The 16,054-nt window shown below is 69.1% G+C and carries 11 protein-coding genes and 1 riboswitch; of the genes, 1 reads left to right on the top strand and 10 read right to left on the bottom strand.

The genetic code is table 11. The features are described 5' to 3' along the window. Positions 1-28: 28 nt before the first annotated feature. The 7 genes from SFB74_RS13015 to SFB74_RS12985 all read right to left on the bottom strand — a co-directional run bounded on the left by SFB74_RS13015 (position 29) and on the right by SFB74_RS12985 (position 11,369). On the bottom strand, positions 29-1,105 hold the full coding sequence (locus SFB74_RS13015; protein WP_432731209.1) for an ATP-binding protein: 1,077 nt from the start codon (positions 1,103-1,105) through the stop codon (positions 29-31). Next, positions 1,102-4,902 carry a cobaltochelatase subunit CobN gene (gene cobN / locus SFB74_RS13010; RefSeq protein WP_432731208.1) on the bottom strand — a complete coding sequence of 1,267 codons (3,801 nt, stop codon included), beginning with the start codon at positions 4,900-4,902 and terminating at the stop codon, positions 1,102-1,104. Before cobN ends, SFB74_RS13015 begins: the two co-directional genes overlap by 4 nt. Positions 4,903-4,917: 15 nt before the next feature. Next, entirely contained in the window at positions 4,918-5,982 is a 1,065-nt protein-coding gene (cobW, locus tag SFB74_RS13005; protein WP_432731207.1) for a cobalamin biosynthesis protein CobW, read from the bottom strand. Between the two features lie 133 nt (positions 5,983-6,115). Further along, positions 6,116-6,793, bottom strand: coding sequence for an energy-coupling factor ABC transporter permease (locus tag SFB74_RS13000; protein ID WP_432731206.1), 678 nt, complete (start codon positions 6,791-6,793; stop codon positions 6,116-6,118). A gap of 73 nt (positions 6,794-6,866) precedes the next feature. Continuing rightward, a complete protein-coding gene (locus SFB74_RS12995; protein ID WP_432731205.1) occupies positions 6,867-8,405 on the bottom strand; it encodes a PepSY domain-containing protein in 1,539 nt (512 codons plus the stop codon). 23 nt (positions 8,406-8,428) lie between these two features. Next, positions 8,429-10,510, bottom strand: coding sequence for a TonB-dependent receptor (locus SFB74_RS12990; protein WP_432731204.1), 2,082 nt, complete (start codon positions 10,508-10,510; stop codon positions 8,429-8,431). A gap of 243 nt (positions 10,511-10,753) precedes the next feature. After that, a riboswitch (cobalamin riboswitch) is annotated at positions 10,754-11,050 on the bottom strand. A gap of 94 nt (positions 11,051-11,144) precedes the next feature. Further along, a complete protein-coding gene (locus SFB74_RS12985; RefSeq protein ID WP_432731203.1) occupies positions 11,145-11,369 on the bottom strand; it encodes a hypothetical protein in 225 nt (74 codons plus the stop codon). 161 nt (positions 11,370-11,530) lie between these two features. On the opposite strand from SFB74_RS12985, the gene SFB74_RS12980 reads away from it, so the two are divergent. Beyond that, a complete protein-coding gene (locus tag SFB74_RS12980; RefSeq protein WP_432731202.1) occupies positions 11,531-11,935 on the top strand; it encodes a hypothetical protein in 405 nt (134 codons plus the stop codon). A gap of 28 nt (positions 11,936-11,963) precedes the next feature. Here the strand turns inward: SFB74_RS12980 and ybaL are convergent, their stop codons facing one another. From ybaL to phbB, 3 genes are all read right to left on the bottom strand, one after another. Next, positions 11,964-13,679 (bottom strand): YbaL family putative K(+) efflux transporter, encoded by a 1,716-nt coding sequence (gene ybaL, locus SFB74_RS12975; RefSeq protein WP_432731201.1) that lies wholly within the window; start codon positions 13,677-13,679, stop codon positions 11,964-11,966. Between the two features lie 89 nt (positions 13,680-13,768). Continuing rightward, a complete protein-coding gene (locus tag SFB74_RS12970) occupies positions 13,769-15,112 on the bottom strand; it encodes a dicarboxylate/amino acid:cation symporter (RefSeq protein WP_432731200.1) in 1,344 nt (447 codons plus the stop codon). Positions 15,113-15,238: 126 nt separating this feature from the next. Further along, complete coding sequence (phbB, locus tag SFB74_RS12965; RefSeq protein ID WP_093201910.1) at positions 15,239-15,976, bottom strand: acetoacetyl-CoA reductase; 738 nt, start codon at positions 15,974-15,976, stop codon at positions 15,239-15,241. Positions 15,977-16,054 lie beyond the last annotated feature (78 nt).

The following is a 16,054-nucleotide window of genomic DNA, read 5'->3' as shown; positions in this document are numbered from 1 at the left end:
CCAGCGGGCGGTGCGGCGTGCCGGAGGCTCAGGCTTTTTTTGGGGCGGCCGCCTGTTGCGGAGAAATCAGCGGACGCAGCGGCTTCACGCGCTCGATACCGACGGGCTCGGGGGGCATGGCGCCCCAGTCCTCGTCGCTCGCGCCGTCGGAGTTGCCCGTGCTGCTGTTTCCATCCGCATTGCCGCCTACCTGGGGCATTGCAGCGGCCCGGGGCGCGGGCACGTCGGCTTCGGGCTTGCGCCGGTGCAGCAGCACGGCCTCGGCCACGCGCTGTACGTGGTCGACAGTGATGGCCGCTGCACCCTGCCAGGCCGCAAGGGCGCGGGCCGAGCGCAGCATCACGAGGTCGGCGCGCAGTCCGTCGACGGCGGCAGCGATGCACATCGCACTCACCGCCTCGTGCACCGCGTCGGGGTACGGCAGCGCGGACGCATCCGCCACGAGAGTACGTGCGCGGACCAGCGCCGACGACAGTTCGGCCTGCGCCTGCGCATGCCTGTCGCGAAAGCCCTGCGGATCGGCGTCGAAGGCCAGCCGTGCGCGCACGATGGCCTGTCGCTCGGCCGGCTCCTCGATGTTGTGCAGTTGCACGCACAAGCCGAAGCGGTCGAGCAGCTGGGGGCGCAGCGTACCCTCTTCCGGGTTCATGGTGCCCACGAGCACGAAGCGCGCGGCGTGCCGGTGCGAGATGCCGTCGCGCTCAACCACGTTGACGCCGCTGGCTGCCGCATCGAGCAGCGAATCGATGAGCGCGTCGGGCAGCAGGTTGATTTCATCGACGTAGAGCACGCCGCCGTGCGCGCGCGCCAGCAGGCCGGGCGCGAACCGGAGCTCGTGGCCCGCCATCGCCCGCCCGAGGTCGAGCGTGCCGACCAGGCTTTCGAGACTCGCGCCCAGCGGCAGCGTGACGAAGGGCGCGTCGGGCAGCAACTCGGCGAGCGCTCGCGCCGCGGTGGTCTTGGCCGTGCCGCGCGGCCCTTCGATGAGCACGCCGCCCAGGCCGGGATCGACGGCGGCCAGCAGCAGCGCCTGCCGCAGGTGCGGCTGCCCCGCGATCGCGGCGAAGGGAAAAGGCGCCGGCACGGCGGCGTCGGTGGTCGTCATCGGAGGCTTCCTTCCATCCGCTGCTCGTGGTCGAGCAGCAGGTTTTCGAGCCGGGCGCGGTAGTCGCCGGGCGATTGCCAGAGGCCGCGCTGCATGGCTTCGAGCAGGCGGCTGAGCATGTCGTGCAGCGCGCGCGGATTGTGTTCGCTCACGAAGTCGCGGGTGGCTTCGTCGAGCACGTAGGCGTCGGCCACCATGGCGTACTGGTGGTCGCCGACCACGCGCGCGGTGGCGTCGAAGCCGAACAGGTAGTCGACCGTCGCGGCCATCTCGAAAGCGCCCTTGTAGCCGTGGCGTTTCACGCCGTCGATCCACTTGGGGTTGACCACGCGCGCGCGCACGACGCGGCCGATTTCTTCCTTCAGCGTGCGCACGCGCGGCGCCTGCGGATTGCCGTGGTCGCCGTGGTACATGGCCGGCTGCCGGCCGCTCAGGTGACGCACCGCGGCGGCCATTCCGCCTTGGAACTGGTAGTAGTCGTTGGAGTCGAGCAGGTCGTGCTCGCGGCTGTCCTGGTTCTGCATGACGACGGTCATCGCGCGCAGCCGCCGCTTCAGCGCATCGGCCGCCGGCACGCCGTTGCTGCCCTGTCCGTAGGCATGGGCGCTGCCGCCGACGTAGGCCTTCGACAGATCGTCGTCGGTCTGCCAGCTGCCATGGTCGAAGAGCGGCTGCAGGCCGCTGCCGTAGCTGCCGGGCGCCGAGCCGAAGACGCGCCAGCCGGCCTGCGTGCGGGCCGCCTCGGGCGCGATGCCCTGCGCCTGCAGCGCGGTGGCTTCGCGGAGGATTCGCGCGCGGATCGGATTGCGCTCCTCGTCTTCATCCTCCTGCGCGGCCACGGCCTGCACGGCGGCGTCGAACATCTGCACGGCATTCGGAAAGGCGTCGCGGAAGAAGCCGGAGATGCGCAGCGTGACGTCGATGCGCGGACGCCCGAGCCCCACCGTCGGCAGCACCTCGAAATCGACCACGCGCTGGCTGCCCGGCGCCCACCTGGGCCGCACGCCGATGAGCGCGAAGGCCTGCGCCAGATCGTCGCCGCCGGTGCGCATGGTGGCCGTGCCCCAGACCGACAGGCCCATCGCCACCGGATAGTCGCCGTGCTCCTGCATGTGCCGCTCGACCAGTTGCGCGGCCGACTTGAGGCCCAGCATCCAGGCCGTGGGCGTCGGGATGGCGCGGGTGTCGACTGCGTAGAAATTGCGGCCGGTGGGCAGCACATCGGGGCGGCCACGCGAGGGAGAGCCGCTCGGGCCCGGCGGCACGAAGCGCCCCTGCAGTGCGCGGGAAAGCTGACGCAGCTCCTGCGCACCGCAGGCGTCGAGCGCGGGCGCGAGGCTGCGGTCGATGCGTGCCATCACGGCGGCGGCGCGCGGCAGTTCCGGCGGGCATGCGCCCTCTTCCATCAGCCGCTGCGCCAGCAGTTCCAGCCGTTCGCGCGTGTCGCCGTAGTGCCGCCATGCATCGGCGCTCACCGACTGCAGCAGCGCGGGGCGTGCGCCCTGCCATGGCCTGGCGGCGTCGATGTCCAGCGGATCGAAGCCGTCGTCCGGCAGCAGGTCCTGCGACAGCGCGCCGAGCAGCCCCGCGTTCGCTCCCGCGCCGTCGGCAGCCGGATAGCGCGCCAGCGCCAGCAGCGTGTCGCGCCGCAACCGTCCGTGCGGGGAAGCGCCGAACACATGCAGGCCGTCTCGGATCTGCGTTTCCTTCAACTCGCAGAGGTAGGCATCCACCCGCGCGAGCACGGCGTCGTCTTCATCGCCCGGCAGGCCCAGCTCCTCGACCAGGTGCTGCGCGCGCACCGCCGCGAGGATCTGCGCGCGCAGCACCTTCGCGCGGCGTGCGTCGACCAGCAGCGCGTCGTAGTACTCGTCGACCTGCCGCTCCAGGTCCTGCATCGGGCCGTGGTTCTCGGCACGCGTGAGCGGCGGCATCAGGTGATCGACGATGACCGCCTGCGTGCGCCGCTTGGCCTGCGCGCCTTCGCCCGGGTCGTTGACGATGAACGGGTACACGTTGGGCAGCGGCCCGAGGATCGCGTCGGGCCAGCAGGCCTGCGACAGCGCGATGCTCTTGCCCGGCAGCCATTCGAGGTTGCCGTGCTTGCCCACGTGCACCACGGCATCGATGGCGAAGGCCTCGCGCAGCCAGAAATAGAAGGCGAGATAGCCGTGCGGCGGAACCAGCTCTGCATCGTGGTAGCTCGCGTAGTCGGCGGCACCCGATGTGCCGAGCGCGCGCGCGGGCTGGATGCCGACGAACACGCGGCCCAGCCGCAGGCCGGCGATCATGAAGCGGCCGTTGCGCAGCATCGGGTCTTGTTCGGGCGTGCCCCAGCGCTCGTCGATGGCCGCCGCCATGCCCTCGGGCAGCTTCGCCAGGCACGCGCGGTACTCGGCCAGACCGAAGCTCTGCCACGCGGGCCGCGCAGCCCATTGCGAAGGATCGTTGGCGATGCCCTCCTGCAGCCTGCGCATCAGCGCGTCGCCATCGGCGGGCAGCGAGCCGGGCTCGCCCAGCACGTAGCCTTCGGCCGCCATCGCATGCAGGATCGCCATCACCGAGGCCGGCGTGTCCAGCCCCACGCCGCTGCCGATGCGACCTTCGCTGCCGGGGTAGTTGGCGAGGATCAGCGCGATGCGCTTCTCTTCCGTGCGCAGGCTGCGCAGCCGGCACCAGCGCCGCGCCAGCTCGGCCACGAAGGCGATGCGGTCGGGCTCGGGCTGGTAGCTGACCACCTCGGTCTGCGTGAGTTCGCAGCGGTGCGAGAGGCCCTTGAAGCTCACGGCCCGCGTGACGATGCGGCCGTCCATCTCGGGCAGCGCGATCTGCATGGCGATGTCGCGCGGGCGCAGGCCTTGGCTGTCGGCCAGCCAGTCCTCGCGGTTGCCGCCGCTCACGATCACCTGCAGCACGGGCGCGTCGCCGGCCAGTTCGACATCCTCGGCCTGCCCTAGCGCGGCGAAAGCCGTCGTGTTGAGCACGAGCTGCACGTCGTGCTCCGCGCACAACTCGCGCAGCGTGGACAGGCACAGCGGATCTTTCAGCGAATCGAGCGCGACGGGCAGCGGGTTCAGCCCCTGCGCGCTCAACGCCGCGGCCATCGCATCGAAAGCCGCCGTGTTGCCCGACAGCAGGTGCGAGCGATAGAACACCAGAGCCACCACCGGCGCGCCCGCGTGCCAGCCCGCGCGCAGGTCGTCGATGCCGGCCACGGTGTGCGCCGCGTCCATTCCGCGCGGCACGTGCAGCGCCACCTGCGGCAGGCTGCGCGGCGGCAGCGGCGCCTCGCCATGGTCGAGTCCGTGAAAGGCCACCGCGCGCAGGAACTGCATCGCGTTGCCCGCACCGCCGCCGCGCATGTACTGCCAGAGCTGGCGGCTCACCGCGCGCGACGCCGTGCCGCGTGCGAGCAGGTCTTCGTCTTCCTGAAGGTCGCCGGAGAACATCGCGAGCTGCTGGCCCTTGCGCTTCGCCAGCTTCTCGAGCTGCTGCAGCCCGTAGGCCCAGGCCGATTCGGCCCCCAGGTGGTCGACCACCACCACGCGCGCATGCTGCAGCACCTCGTCGACATACAGGTCGAGCGAGGCCGGCTGGCGCAGGTACATGAGGTTCGCCAGCCGCAGCGACGGATAGCCGGGGTCGGTGGCCGCCAGCGCGGTGCGCGCGGCGGCGAGCAGCGCGAGCGTGGTGTCGGCCGAGCTGAGCACCACGATGTCGCCCGGCGTCTGGTCGAGACGGGTGACGACGCTGTCGTCCTCGACGAAGCGTCCGGGCTGGGTGCTCAGCAGGTGCATGCGATCAGGGCGGCGTCAGGCGGCGACCGCGCTCACCTCGTCGAGCGCCTTGCGCAGCGCCGCCTCGTCGAGGTCTTCGCCGATGAACACGAGCCGCGTGCGCTGCGCCTCGTCGTCGCGCCAGCGGCGGTCGAAGTGATGGTCGAAGCGGCGGCCCACGCCCTGCACCAGCAGGCGCATCGGCTTGCCCGGAACGGCGACGAAACCCTTCACGCGGTAGATGGTGTGCTGCTCGACCAGTTTGCCGAGCACGGCGAGCAGGCCGTCGCGGTCCACGGGCGGCAGCTCGATCACGAGCGAGTCGAACTCGTCGTGGTCGTGGTCTTCCTCGTGGTCGTGGTGGCTCTCACGCAGGTGGATGGTGGCCTCGGCCGCGCGGCCCTGGCCCAGCAGCAGCGCGAGCGGCAGCTTGCCCTCGCTGGCGGCGACGATCTTCACCTCGGGCGGCAGCTCTTCGCGCACCAGTGCCTCGACCTTGGCGCGCGCAGCGTCGTCCATCAGGTCGGTCTTGTTGAGCACCACGAGGTCGGCGGCCGAGAGCTGGTCTTCGAACAGCTCGTGCAGCGGCGATTCGTGGTCGAGGTTGGGGTCGGCGCGGCGGGCTTCGTCGACGGCTTCGGGGTTCTCGGCAAACTGGCCCGAGGCTGCAGCCGGGCCGTCGACCACGGTGACGACCGAATCGACGGTGAAGATGTTGGCGATGTCCGGCCATTGGAAGGCCTGCACCAGCGGCTTGGGCAGCGCGAGGCCCGAGGTCTCGATGAGCACCGCGTCGAGCTCGCCGCGCCGCTCGGCCAGCTGCAGCATCACGGGCAGGAACTCTTCCTGCACGGTGCAGCAGACGCAGCCGTTGGCCAGCTCGTAGAGCGCGCCTTCGCGCTCGTTGCCTTCGTCGTCGCAGCCGATGCCGCAGCCGCGCAGGATCTCGCCGTCGATGCCCAGCTCGCCGAACTCGTTGACGATCACCGCGATGCGGCGGCCTTCGGCGTTGCCGAGGATGTGGCGCAGCAGCGTGGTCTTGCCGCTGCCGAGGAAGCCCGTGACGATGGTGACGGGGATCTTGGCGTTGCTTGGGGTCATGGGTGGATTCTTTCAGGCGCCTGCGCGCGGCATGCAGCCGGCAAGGCAAAAGTGGCGCCGGATGATTCCGGCGCCACTGATGGTGATGAATGGCTTCCCCGGACAAGCCCGGGGAAGCGGCGACAGGAAGCGATCAGACGCCGCCGTACAGGCGGCGCTCGACGAATACCGTGCCCTGCAGCCGGCGCCAGGCCTTAGCCGCCGCCAGCACGCCCAGGTCGACCAGCGGCTCGACGAGCACGACGGTCATGTAGGCGGCGCCGAAGCTGGCGATCTGGCTCATGTTCTCGATGCCGGTGCCGCGCCCGTACAGCGCCCAGAAACCGACCCACACCACGATGCCGCCCTGGTAGGCCACCGACAGCTTGAAGGCCTGCTGGTAGCCGATGTCCACGTAGGCCAGCTTCTCGGGAATGATGCGGCGCGCCAGCGCGGAAGTCGCGAACAGCGGCACCAGCAGGGTCGTGACGTTCATCCCGTACTGCGGAATATCCTGCGGCTCGAAGAACAGGCCCTGGATCAGCAGCCCGCCCGCCAGGCCGATGGCGGCGGGCGCCAGCCCGAACACCAGCAGCAGCGTGGTGCCGAGGATCAGGTGCACTTCGGACACGCCCACGGGGTGATGCGGGAACACCTCGAAGAAGCAGAACACCAGCGCGATGGCGATCGCCGAGCGCAGCAACAGGGCGGCGGGGCCGTCCTTCACGAGCGTCTGGAACGCGACCTTGCCCGTGTAGGCAAGAGCGGCGGCTGCCGTCGCGTAGCTGAGGAATATCTTGGATCCGTCGACTAGACCTGGTTCGATGTGCATCGAGCACCTCCTGAAGTGCACCGCAGTGCGAAAGTTGATTGTTGGTGGATAGGCAGGCTCACGCAAGCCCCGTTCATGAACGCCGCAGCGCAGGCTGCGCGCCCGGCACGGCCGTCGGCTTCGGCCTTCGCCGCAGCCGGCGCCAGCCGATCACGACGCCGCTGGCCGAGGCCACGGCGCCGACGATGGAAAGCAGCCACATCACGAGATCCCAGGCCGGCCGGTACTGGATGAGCCAGGGAAAGTCGAGGCTGTGCGCCGCATTGAAGAGCCAGCGGCGAAGGCGCGAGTTGCCGTCGTTGCTGCCCGCGACCTGGCCGCTGGCGGGTTCGATGTAGATCCAGCTGCGCGCCGGGTCGTCGAACTGCAGGCGCCACACGGGCACGATGCGCTCGCGGTGGTGGCCGTACCAGTGGAAGTCTTCGCGAATCTGGAGCGTGGCCTGGGTGATGGCGTATCCGGGCCTCAGACGGGCTGCGGCGCGCAGGATGTCGTCCTTCGCGATGACGGCCGGCTCGCCGGTGACCGCATCGACCACGCGCACCCGCGCCTTCGCATCGCGCAACTGCAGCAGCGGCCTGCCGTCGAACCACAGCAACACGGCCTCGCGCAAGGCAGCTTCGCCCTCGCCCGCCGGCAGCGAAGCCGGCGGCCACGGGAACGGCGACTTGCCGGCCCCCGTGTAGCTCGCCATCGTCGCCGCGTCGCCCGCCCCGCGCTGGAACCAGCCGTTGGGGTTCATAGACAGCCAGCCGCTGACGATCCACGTCAGCACGAAGAAGCCGCCGACCAGCCCCGCGATGTGGTGCCACGCCATCCATCCGTTGTAGGGCGTGACCGCGCCATTACGAAAGCGCCTCCTCAGCCGCACCCGCAGGATGCCGATGACGATGCCCGTCACGGCCGAGACGATGCAGGCGGCCGACAGCCACACCACCACGTCGTGCCACAGCGGCGGATCGGCGCGCAGCGGCGTGAAGTAGATCCAGTGCGGCACCGAGCCCAGCCAGTTCCAGAAGCGCTCGGAGCGCGTGGTGTCGCGCACCACCTCGCCGTTGACCTGCGACACGTAGAGCTCGGCGCCCGCCTCGTCGCCGACCTCGATGCGGTGCAGCGGGCGCAGCGGATTCAGCCCCTGCGGCACGGTCCACTGGTCGCGCTCCAGCGTCTCGGCCCAGCGCGCGCCGGCGTGGCCCGAGAAGGCGCGCGCGATGGATTCGGCCTGCGCTGCCCCGACCGGGCCGGGCACATGGCCGTCGCGCGCCGACACGGTGTGCCGGCCGCCGCGCGCGTCGACGATGCGCCAGACGGGGGTGGCACCGTCTCCGCCCTGCATCTCCAGCACCATGCGCCGCGGCGGCTGCGCCCGCGCCTCCTTCGGCAGCGCGTCGAGCGCGGCAGCCGGCGACACCACGGCCTCCCCGAAGCGCAGCGGCGAGAGCCCCGCGAGGCGCTCCTCGTCCGTGAGGTTCGGATACCCCACGTACATCATCACCACGCCCGAGACGAACCACATGACGAACAGCAGGCAGCCGCCGATGCCCAGCCACCGGTGCGTCCAGTAGAGCCAGTGCCGGATGCGCGGCCAGGCGCGGCGCCATGCGGAGGTCATGCGTTGCTGGTCCTGTCCGCCGTTCAGAAGCTGACCAGCGCCGACAGCTCGAAGGAGCGCGGACGCCCCAGCAGCCACTGGTTGCCGCCGTTCGAGAACGACACCGGGTAGCGCCGGTCGGCCAGGTTGTAGGCACGCAGCGCGAGCTTGAGCGAGGGGTTTGCCTGCCAGCTCACGCCCGCGTCTGCCACGGTGTACGAGCCGATCCGGCGGGAGTTGGCCGCATCGACCTGGCGCGGGCCGACGTAGCGCACGCCGAGGTCGGCCTCCCACTGCGGCAGGAAGCGCCAGGTGAGCCAGATGTTCGCGGCCTCCTCGGGCACGCCGGTGGGCGTGTTGCCCGCTCGCGAGACCAGCCTGCCGCCGGCGACTTCGTTGAAGTCGTCATAGCGCGCGCGCAGCTTGGTGGCGTTGGCCTCCAGCCGCAGCGTGGAGCTGAGCGCCAGGTCGAACGTGGCCTCGATGCCTTGCGAAGACTGGCTGCCGACCTGCTGGGTGACGGTCGGGTCGATGGCGTCGCGCGAGAGCAGCTTGTTCTTCTTGATGCTGTACGCAGCCACGGTCCAGGCGCCGCGGTTGTCCGCGAGCTGGCGCTTGTAGCCGACCTCGACCTGCCTGCCGGTGCTGAGGTCGAAGGCCGCCTGCGAAGCCGAGGTGGTCACCAGCGAGCCCAGCGGATCGGCCGCACGCGCAATCTGCGCGTAGAACGACTGCGAGGCGTCCGGCGCGTAGACCACGCCGAGGCGGCCGGTGGCGTACTCGAAGGTCTTGCCGAAGCTGTTGGCGGCGTTCTGCAGGTCGGTGCGCGCGATCTTCGCGTGGTCCCAGCGCAGGCTGCCCACCACCGACCACTGCTCGTCGAAGGCCAGCTTGTCCTCGGCGAAGAAGGCGTAGGTGCTGGTCTTCGTCTTGTATCGCGGCGTGTAGGCCACGGGCGAGGCGTAGTAGCCGGGGTTGAAGACGAAGGGGTCGACCACCGAGCGGCCGCCGTAGGGCGAGTCGTTGGTGTGGGTGAAGTCGATGCGGTTCGCGTCGAAGCCCACGAGCACCTGGTTGGCGAGGCCGAACGGCCGGTGCCTGAAGGTGGCGTCGGTGCGGTTGCCGATCTGCTCCTGGTCGTGGCCGATCTCCAGGTAGTCGCCGCGCGTCACGCGCCGGGTGGCGGGGCTGTAGGTGTAGGTTTCGCTGTTGCGCCAGTGGCGCTTGCTCTCCAGCCGGTAGAGCTGGTTGCGCACGGTGACGGACTCGCTGGGCGTCCACTGGGCGTCGAGACGGGTCCACTTGTCGCGGTACTTGATCTCGGCGTCGTCCACGTTGTAGTTCTGGCGCAGGGTCTGGCTGCTCAGGCGGCCGTCGATCAGCGGCACGCCGTAGTAGCGCTGCGGCGTCTGGCGGCCCTCGTCGTGCGAGAGCGTGAACTGCAGCTGCGGCGATACGTCCAGCCGCACGGCCGCGCTCACGGCAAGGCTCTCGGCCTCGCCGCGCTGCATGAAGCCGTCGGTGTTGCGCTGGCTGATGTCGAAGCGGTAGGAAAGCCGGTCATTGATCGCCCCGCCGCTGCCGAAGGCCACCTGCCGGGTGGCGTCCGAGCCCAGCGTGACCAGCGCCTCGTTGCGGATCGGCCCGCGCGTGGGCTTCTTGGGCACCACGTTGATCGCGCCGCCGATGGCGCCCTCGCCATACATCACCGAGGCCGCGCCGCGCAGCACCTCGATGCGGTCGGCCGACCAGGTGTCGAAGGGAAAAGTGACGGTGCCCGCGCCCGCGTAGAGACGCGTGCCGTCGAAGAGCTGCATCACCGAGCCGTGGCCCAGGAAGCCGCGAGCCCCCAGCGCGGTGCCGCCGTTGCCCGGGCCCGGAGCACCGGTGATGCCGGTTGCGCGGGTGACGGCATCGATCACCGAGGCGTCGCCGCGTGCGCGGATGGTGTCGCCCGTCAGCACCTCGACGCTGGCCGGCGTCTCCAGCGGCGTGAGGCCGAGGCGGCTGCCGGTCTGGGTGGGTTCGTCGATGGCCAGGGGCGTGTGCCGCTCGGCGTCCACCTGGATCGGCTTGAGTGTCTGGCCGTCGGGCGTCTGCGCAAAAGCCGCCGTACAGGGGCCCAAGGCAAGCCCCCAACCCAGCGAAAGACCGGAAAGCCCCGAAAACCGCGCCCAGTGCCGCAGCCGCTGCGACGCCCCCCTGCGATCGCGCCTTGGCGGCGATGCATTGCCCATGAAATTTCTCCTCCGGCCTGCGTCCCCGCAGGCTCCCGACCGATGAAGGACGTGGCGGAAGAGGCGAAAGGGCTGCGGCGGCCCGCGGCGGGCGCGGAAAGCTGCTGGCCCGGACACGCACTCCCGCAGCGTCCGAAGGCGGTTGCGAAGGCCGGTATCCGGGCTTGCGGAGTGCCGCGGCGCGCTGTTGATTGCGCGCCGCGGCGGAACCCCTCGCCTTCCCACGCCGAAGCGCAGTGGCTGCCCGTGCCAATCGAGGAGGCACGAGCCCGAGGGTTTCCAGATCCGCTGACCGTTGCGGGGGCAGCGCAGGAATCGGCGCGTCGATCGCTCTTCGGAAAAGAACGACGACGCGGCTCACCTGCTTCCCGTTTAACCCCGTCGCCAAGGATGAGATGGCGTGCGGGGCACCTTCGAACCGTGTTGTCCGGTGCGGCGGGTAACTAATGAAAACTGCCGCACCGGAACGGCGGGATTATAGGTAGCGCCCCTTGAGACCTTGCTCCGGGGCCTGTCGCCCGCCTCAGGCGGCAGGCTTGCCGTCGGGCCCGAAGAGGCGCCGCATCATGGCCACGCCCGCCACCAGCGCGTTCGAGTAGGTGGCGTAGGGCTCGTGGGCCGCCTCCAGCGGCACGTAGACATGGGTGGTGTCGCCGGGGACACCGTCCACCGCCTCCATCAGCACCCAGTAGAACTCCCCTGCCTCCAGTTCGTGGACGGTGAGTGCGATGTTCCTGGGCGATGGCATGTGACGAGGATGGCGATGCTTGCTGACTGCTGAATGAATTGAACAGGCCATGGAGGCCAGCGGTTGACAGAGCTTTCGGGGTTCTCCTACAGAGCAGCCTCCGGGTGCGACCTAATGTTGTATCCAGGGACTTCCACAAGACACAAGAACCAGGAGGCAGCATGAAGCACTTCACTCTTGAACCCCGGATGCGCTCGAGCATCGGCGGCGCCTTCTATCCGACCGGCTACTCGATGGTGATGTTCCCGAGCGCGGAGGACGCGGACCGCATCGGTCACCGCCTGATCGAGAAGGGCGTGAGCGGCGACGAGGTCTACCTGCTCCCCGCCGAGACGGTGCTCAGCGAGATCGTCCCCACGGTGAAGATCGCCGATGACCCGCTGCCGTCCGCCGGCACCGACGCGGCCACCGTGCGCGCCTACGCCAAGCTGGCGCACGAGGGCCACACCGGCCTGCTGGTCAGGACCAAGGACGGCGCGGCGGCCGAGCAGATGATGGAGCTGGTGCGCACCGTGCCCTACTCCATCGCCCAGCGCTACCGCACGCTGGTGATCGAAGACCTCTGAGTCCCTGAGCCCCTGAGCCTGTCCCCCGTCAGGCCGAGGCCGGCACGGCCATCGACACCGCGCGCTGGACCACGTCGCGGGCCATGGCCTGGGCCAGTTCGTGCTCGCCGAGGAAGACGGTGGCGGAGGTTTCCTGCGTGAGCAGCCGGGCCTCCTGCTCGTTGTGGCTTCGGATCACCGTCTGGATGGCCGGATTGAGCGTACGCGCGGTTTCCATCATCTGGCGCACGTTCATGGCGTCGGGCGTGGCCACCACCAGCACGCGCGCGCGCGCGATGTGCGCCTGGATCAGCACGGCCGGGTCGGCCGCGTCGCCCCACACGGCCGGCGTGCCGGCCTCGCGCAGCTTCTCGACCAGTTCGCGGTTCTGCTCCGCCACCACATAGGGAATGTCGTTCGCGTCGAGTTCGGCCGCAATGCGGCGCCCCACCCGCCCGTAGCCCACCAGCACCACCTGCCGCGAGAGGTACCTGGCCTCGGTGGTCATGGGCAGTTCGGCCAGCGGGTCGTCGCGCATCTCCAGCCCGCGCGCGAAGGAAGAGTGGGCATGCAGCCATTTCTGCATCGGCGCGATCAGGCTGAACCACAGCGGATTGGTGGCGATGGAAATCAGCGCCCCCGCCAGCACCAGGCTCTGCCCCTCCACCGGCAGCAGGCCCAGCGAAACGCCCAGGCCGGCCAGGATGAAAGAGAACTCGCCGATCTGCGCCAGGCTGGCGCTCACCGTGAGCGCCGTGCCCAGCGGGTAACGGAACACCAGCACCAGCGCACAGGCCGCGAGCGACTTGCCCAGCACGATCACCAGCACCACCGCCAGCACCTGCAGCGGCCGCTCGAGCAGCACCGAGGGGTCGAACAGCATGCCGACCGACACGAAGAAGAGCACCGCGAAGGCGTCGCGCAACGGCAGCGATTCCTGCGCCGCGCGGTGGGCGAACTGCGACTCGCGCATCACCATGCCAGCGAAGAAGGCGCCCAGCGCGAAAGACACGCCGAAAAGCGCCGCCGACGCATAGGCGATGCTCACGGCCGCCGCCACCACGCACAGCGTGAACAGCTCGCGCGAGCCGGTGCGCGTGACCTGCCAGAGGATCCACGGGAACACCCGCCGCCCCACCACCAGCATCAGCGCGACGAAGCCGCCGACCTGCAGCAGCGTGAGGCCCAGCGTCTGCCACAGCGGATCGGCGTTGCCGCCGGCCTGCGCGCCCTGCCCGCCGAGCGTGCCCGCCAGCGGCGGCATGAGCACCAGCACCAGCACCATCGCCAGGTCTTCGACCACGAGCCAGCCTACGGCGATGCGGCCGGTGAAGGAATCGAGGATGCCCAGGCTTTCGAGCGCGCGCAGCAGCACCACCGTGCTCGCCACCGAGAGCGCCAGCCCGAACACCAGCGCAGCCCCAGGGCTCCAGCCCCACCACATCGCCAGCCCGCCGCCCAGCAGCGTGGCCACGGCGATCTGCGCAAGCGCGCCGGGCAGCGCGATCTTGCGCACGGCCAGCAGGTCGTCGAGGGAAAAATGAAGGCCCACGCCGAACATCAGCAGCATCACGCCGATTTCGGCGAGCTGCGCAGCAATGCCCGCATCGGCCACGAAACCGGGGGTAAAGGGGCCGATGATCACGCCCGCCAGCAGGTAGCCGACCAGCGCCGGCAATCGCAGCCTCGCCGCCAGGAATCCGAGCATGAGCGCCAGCCCCAGGCCGGCGGCGATCGTGTTGATGAGGGAGACGCTGTGGGGCATCGCTCCATTTTGCAGGAACGATGCCCGGCCTTTCATTTCGAACGGCCTTCCCGGCCGGCCGTCTCAGCCGGCCAGTTCAGCCAGCCAGTTCACCCGGCCATCTTGCCCGCGCGGGCGGCGTCCAGCGCCTCGGGCTCCTGCGCCTCCACCCAGCTCTCGTTGTTCAGGCCGGCCTGCAGCCGGGTCTCGTCGAGCTCGTTGGTCCACTTGGCGACCACGATGGTGGCGACGCCGTTGCCGATCAGGTTGGTGAGCGCGCGGGCCTCTGACATGAAGCGGTCGATGCCCAGGATCAGCGCCAGCCCCGCCACCGGCACGTGGCCCACCGCCGACAGCGTGGCCGCCAGCACGATGAAGCCGCTGCCCGTGACGCCGGCCGCGCCCTTCGAGGTGAGCAGCAGCACCGCGAGCAGCGTGATTTCCTGCGTGAGCGTCATCGGCGTGTTGGTCGCCTGCGCGATGAACACCGCCGCCATCGTCAGGTAGATGGAAGTGCCGTCGAGGTTGAACGAATAGCCGGTCGGGATCACGAGGCCCACGCAGGTCTTGTTCGCGCCCAGGTTCTCCATCTTCTCCATCATGCGCGGCAGCACCGATTCGCTGGACGAGGTGCCCAGAACGATCAGCAGCTCTTCCTTGATGTACTTGATGAACTTCCAGATGCTGAACCCGTGGAATCTCGCGATCAGCCCCAGCACCACGAAGATGAACAGCAGGCAGGTCAGGTAGAAGGTACCCATCAGCTTGCCGAGAGAGAACAGGCTGCCCAGCCCGTACTTGCCGATGGTGAAGGCCATCGCGCCGAAGGCACCGATGGGCGCCAGCTTCATGATGTAGTTGACGATGCCGAAGAGCACGTGGGAGCCCTTCTCGATCACGTCGAACACCAGCGTGCCGCGCCCTCCGAAGCGGTGCAGCGCGAAGCCGAACAGCACAGCGATCAGCAGCACCTGCAGGATCTCGCCCTTGGCGAAGGCATCCACGATGGTGTTCGGGATGATGTTCATGATGAAGTCGACCGTGCCGGTCATCTTGCCCGGGCCGGTGTAGGCCGCGATGCCCTTGGTGTCGAGCGTGGCCGGGTCGACGTTCATGCCGGCGCCGGGCTTGAGCACGTTCACGAGCACCAGGCCCACGATCAGCGCGATGCTGCTCACGATCTCGAAATACAGAAGCGCGAGGCCGCCGGTCTTGCCGACCTTCTTCATGTCTTCCATGCCGGCGATGCCCACCACCACCGTGCAGAAGATGATCGGCGCGATGATCATCTTGATCAGCTTGATGAAGCCGTCGCCCAGCGGCTTCATCGCCTCGCCGGCCGCCGGGTAGAAGTGGCCGAGCAGCACGCCGATGATCACGGCAGTGATCACCTGCACGTAGAGCGAGCGGTACAGCGGGAGCTTTCTGGCGGATGTGCTTGTTGTGCTTTCCATGTTTGCCTCCGGAGGGTTGAAAACTGTAGGACGCGCATTCGCGGTTTTCTATCCGTGGAACCCGCATCGTCGAAATGAAAAGACCCGCCGAAGCGGGTCTTGTCGATCAGGTGTAAGTCAGCATGCTTAATGCATGTGCAGGCCGCCGTTGACGGAGAAGTCGGCCCCCGTGCTGTAGCCGCCTTCATCTGTGGCCAGCCACGAGATGATGGAGGCGATTTCGCTCGGCTCGCCCAGGCGCTTGACCGGAATGGTGGCCACGATCTTGTCGAGCACTTCCTGGCGGATGGCCTTGACCATGTCGGTGCCGATGTAGCCCGGGCTCACGGTGTTGACCGTCACGCCCTTGTTGGCCAGTTCCTGCGCCAGCGCCATGGTGAAGCCGTGCATGCCGGCCTTGGCCGCCGAATAGTTGGTCTGGCCCGCCTGGCCCTTGGCGCCGTTGACCGAGCTGATGTTGATGATGCGGCCCCAGCCCTTTTCGACCATGTCGCCCACCACCTGCTTGGTGACGTTGAACATGCTGTTGAGGTTGGTCTCGATGACCGCGCTCCAGTCCTCGGGCGTCATCTTGAGGAACATGCGGTCCCGCGTGATGCCGGCGTTGTTGACCAGCACGTCGATGGGGCCGTGCGCGGCCTTGGCGGCGGAGAAGGCTTCGACGGTGGATTGCCAGTCGCCGACATTGCCGACCGACGCATGGAACTCGAAGCCTGCGGCTTTCTGTTCGGCCAGCCACTTGGCGTAGTCGCGCGTGGGGCCGCAACCTGCGACCACGGTGAACCCGTCCTTGTAGAGACGCTGGCAGATGGCTGTTCCGATGCCACCCATGCCCCCGGTGACATATGCAACTTTCTTGCTCATGAGATTTCCTTTGTGTAATGGCAAAAGCCTGAACGGCCGCCTTCACTCTAGCGAGTTTCAAGCCATGGGCCCTCTCAG

This window comes from Variovorax xiamenensis (assembly GCF_050916385.1).
GTDB lineage: Bacteria > Pseudomonadota > Gammaproteobacteria > Burkholderiales > Burkholderiaceae_C > Variovorax.
This window is presented reverse-complemented; position numbering and strand designations above follow the sequence as displayed.

Coding starts and splice junctions, on each gene's coding strand:
- cobN (WP_432731208.1), bottom strand. CDS start 4,902: ATGCACCTGCTGAGCACCCAGCCCGGACGCTTCGTCGAGGACGACAGC.
- ybaL (WP_432731201.1), bottom strand. CDS start 13,679: ATGCCCCACAGCGTCTCCCTCATCAACACGATCGCCGCCGGCCTGGGG.
- SFB74_RS12985 (WP_432731203.1), bottom strand. CDS start 11,369: ATGCCATCGCCCAGGAACATCGCACTCACCGTCCACGAACTGGAGGCA.
- SFB74_RS12995 (WP_432731205.1), bottom strand. CDS start 8,405: ATGACCTCCGCATGGCGCCGCGCCTGGCCGCGCATCCGGCACTGGCTC.
- SFB74_RS12980 (WP_432731202.1), top strand. CDS start 11,531: ATGAAGCACTTCACTCTTGAACCCCGGATGCGCTCGAGCATCGGCGGC.
- SFB74_RS12970 (WP_432731200.1), bottom strand. CDS start 15,112: ATGGAAAGCACAACAAGCACATCCGCCAGAAAGCTCCCGCTGTACCGC.
- phbB (WP_093201910.1), bottom strand. CDS start 15,976: ATGAGCAAGAAAGTTGCATATGTCACCGGGGGCATGGGTGGCATCGGA.
- SFB74_RS13015 (WP_432731209.1), bottom strand. CDS start 1,105: ATGACGACCACCGACGCCGCCGTGCCGGCGCCTTTTCCCTTCGCCGCG.
- cobW (WP_432731207.1), bottom strand. CDS start 5,982: ATGACCCCAAGCAACGCCAAGATCCCCGTCACCATCGTCACGGGCTTC.
- SFB74_RS13000 (WP_432731206.1), bottom strand. CDS start 6,793: ATGCACATCGAACCAGGTCTAGTCGACGGATCCAAGATATTCCTCAGC.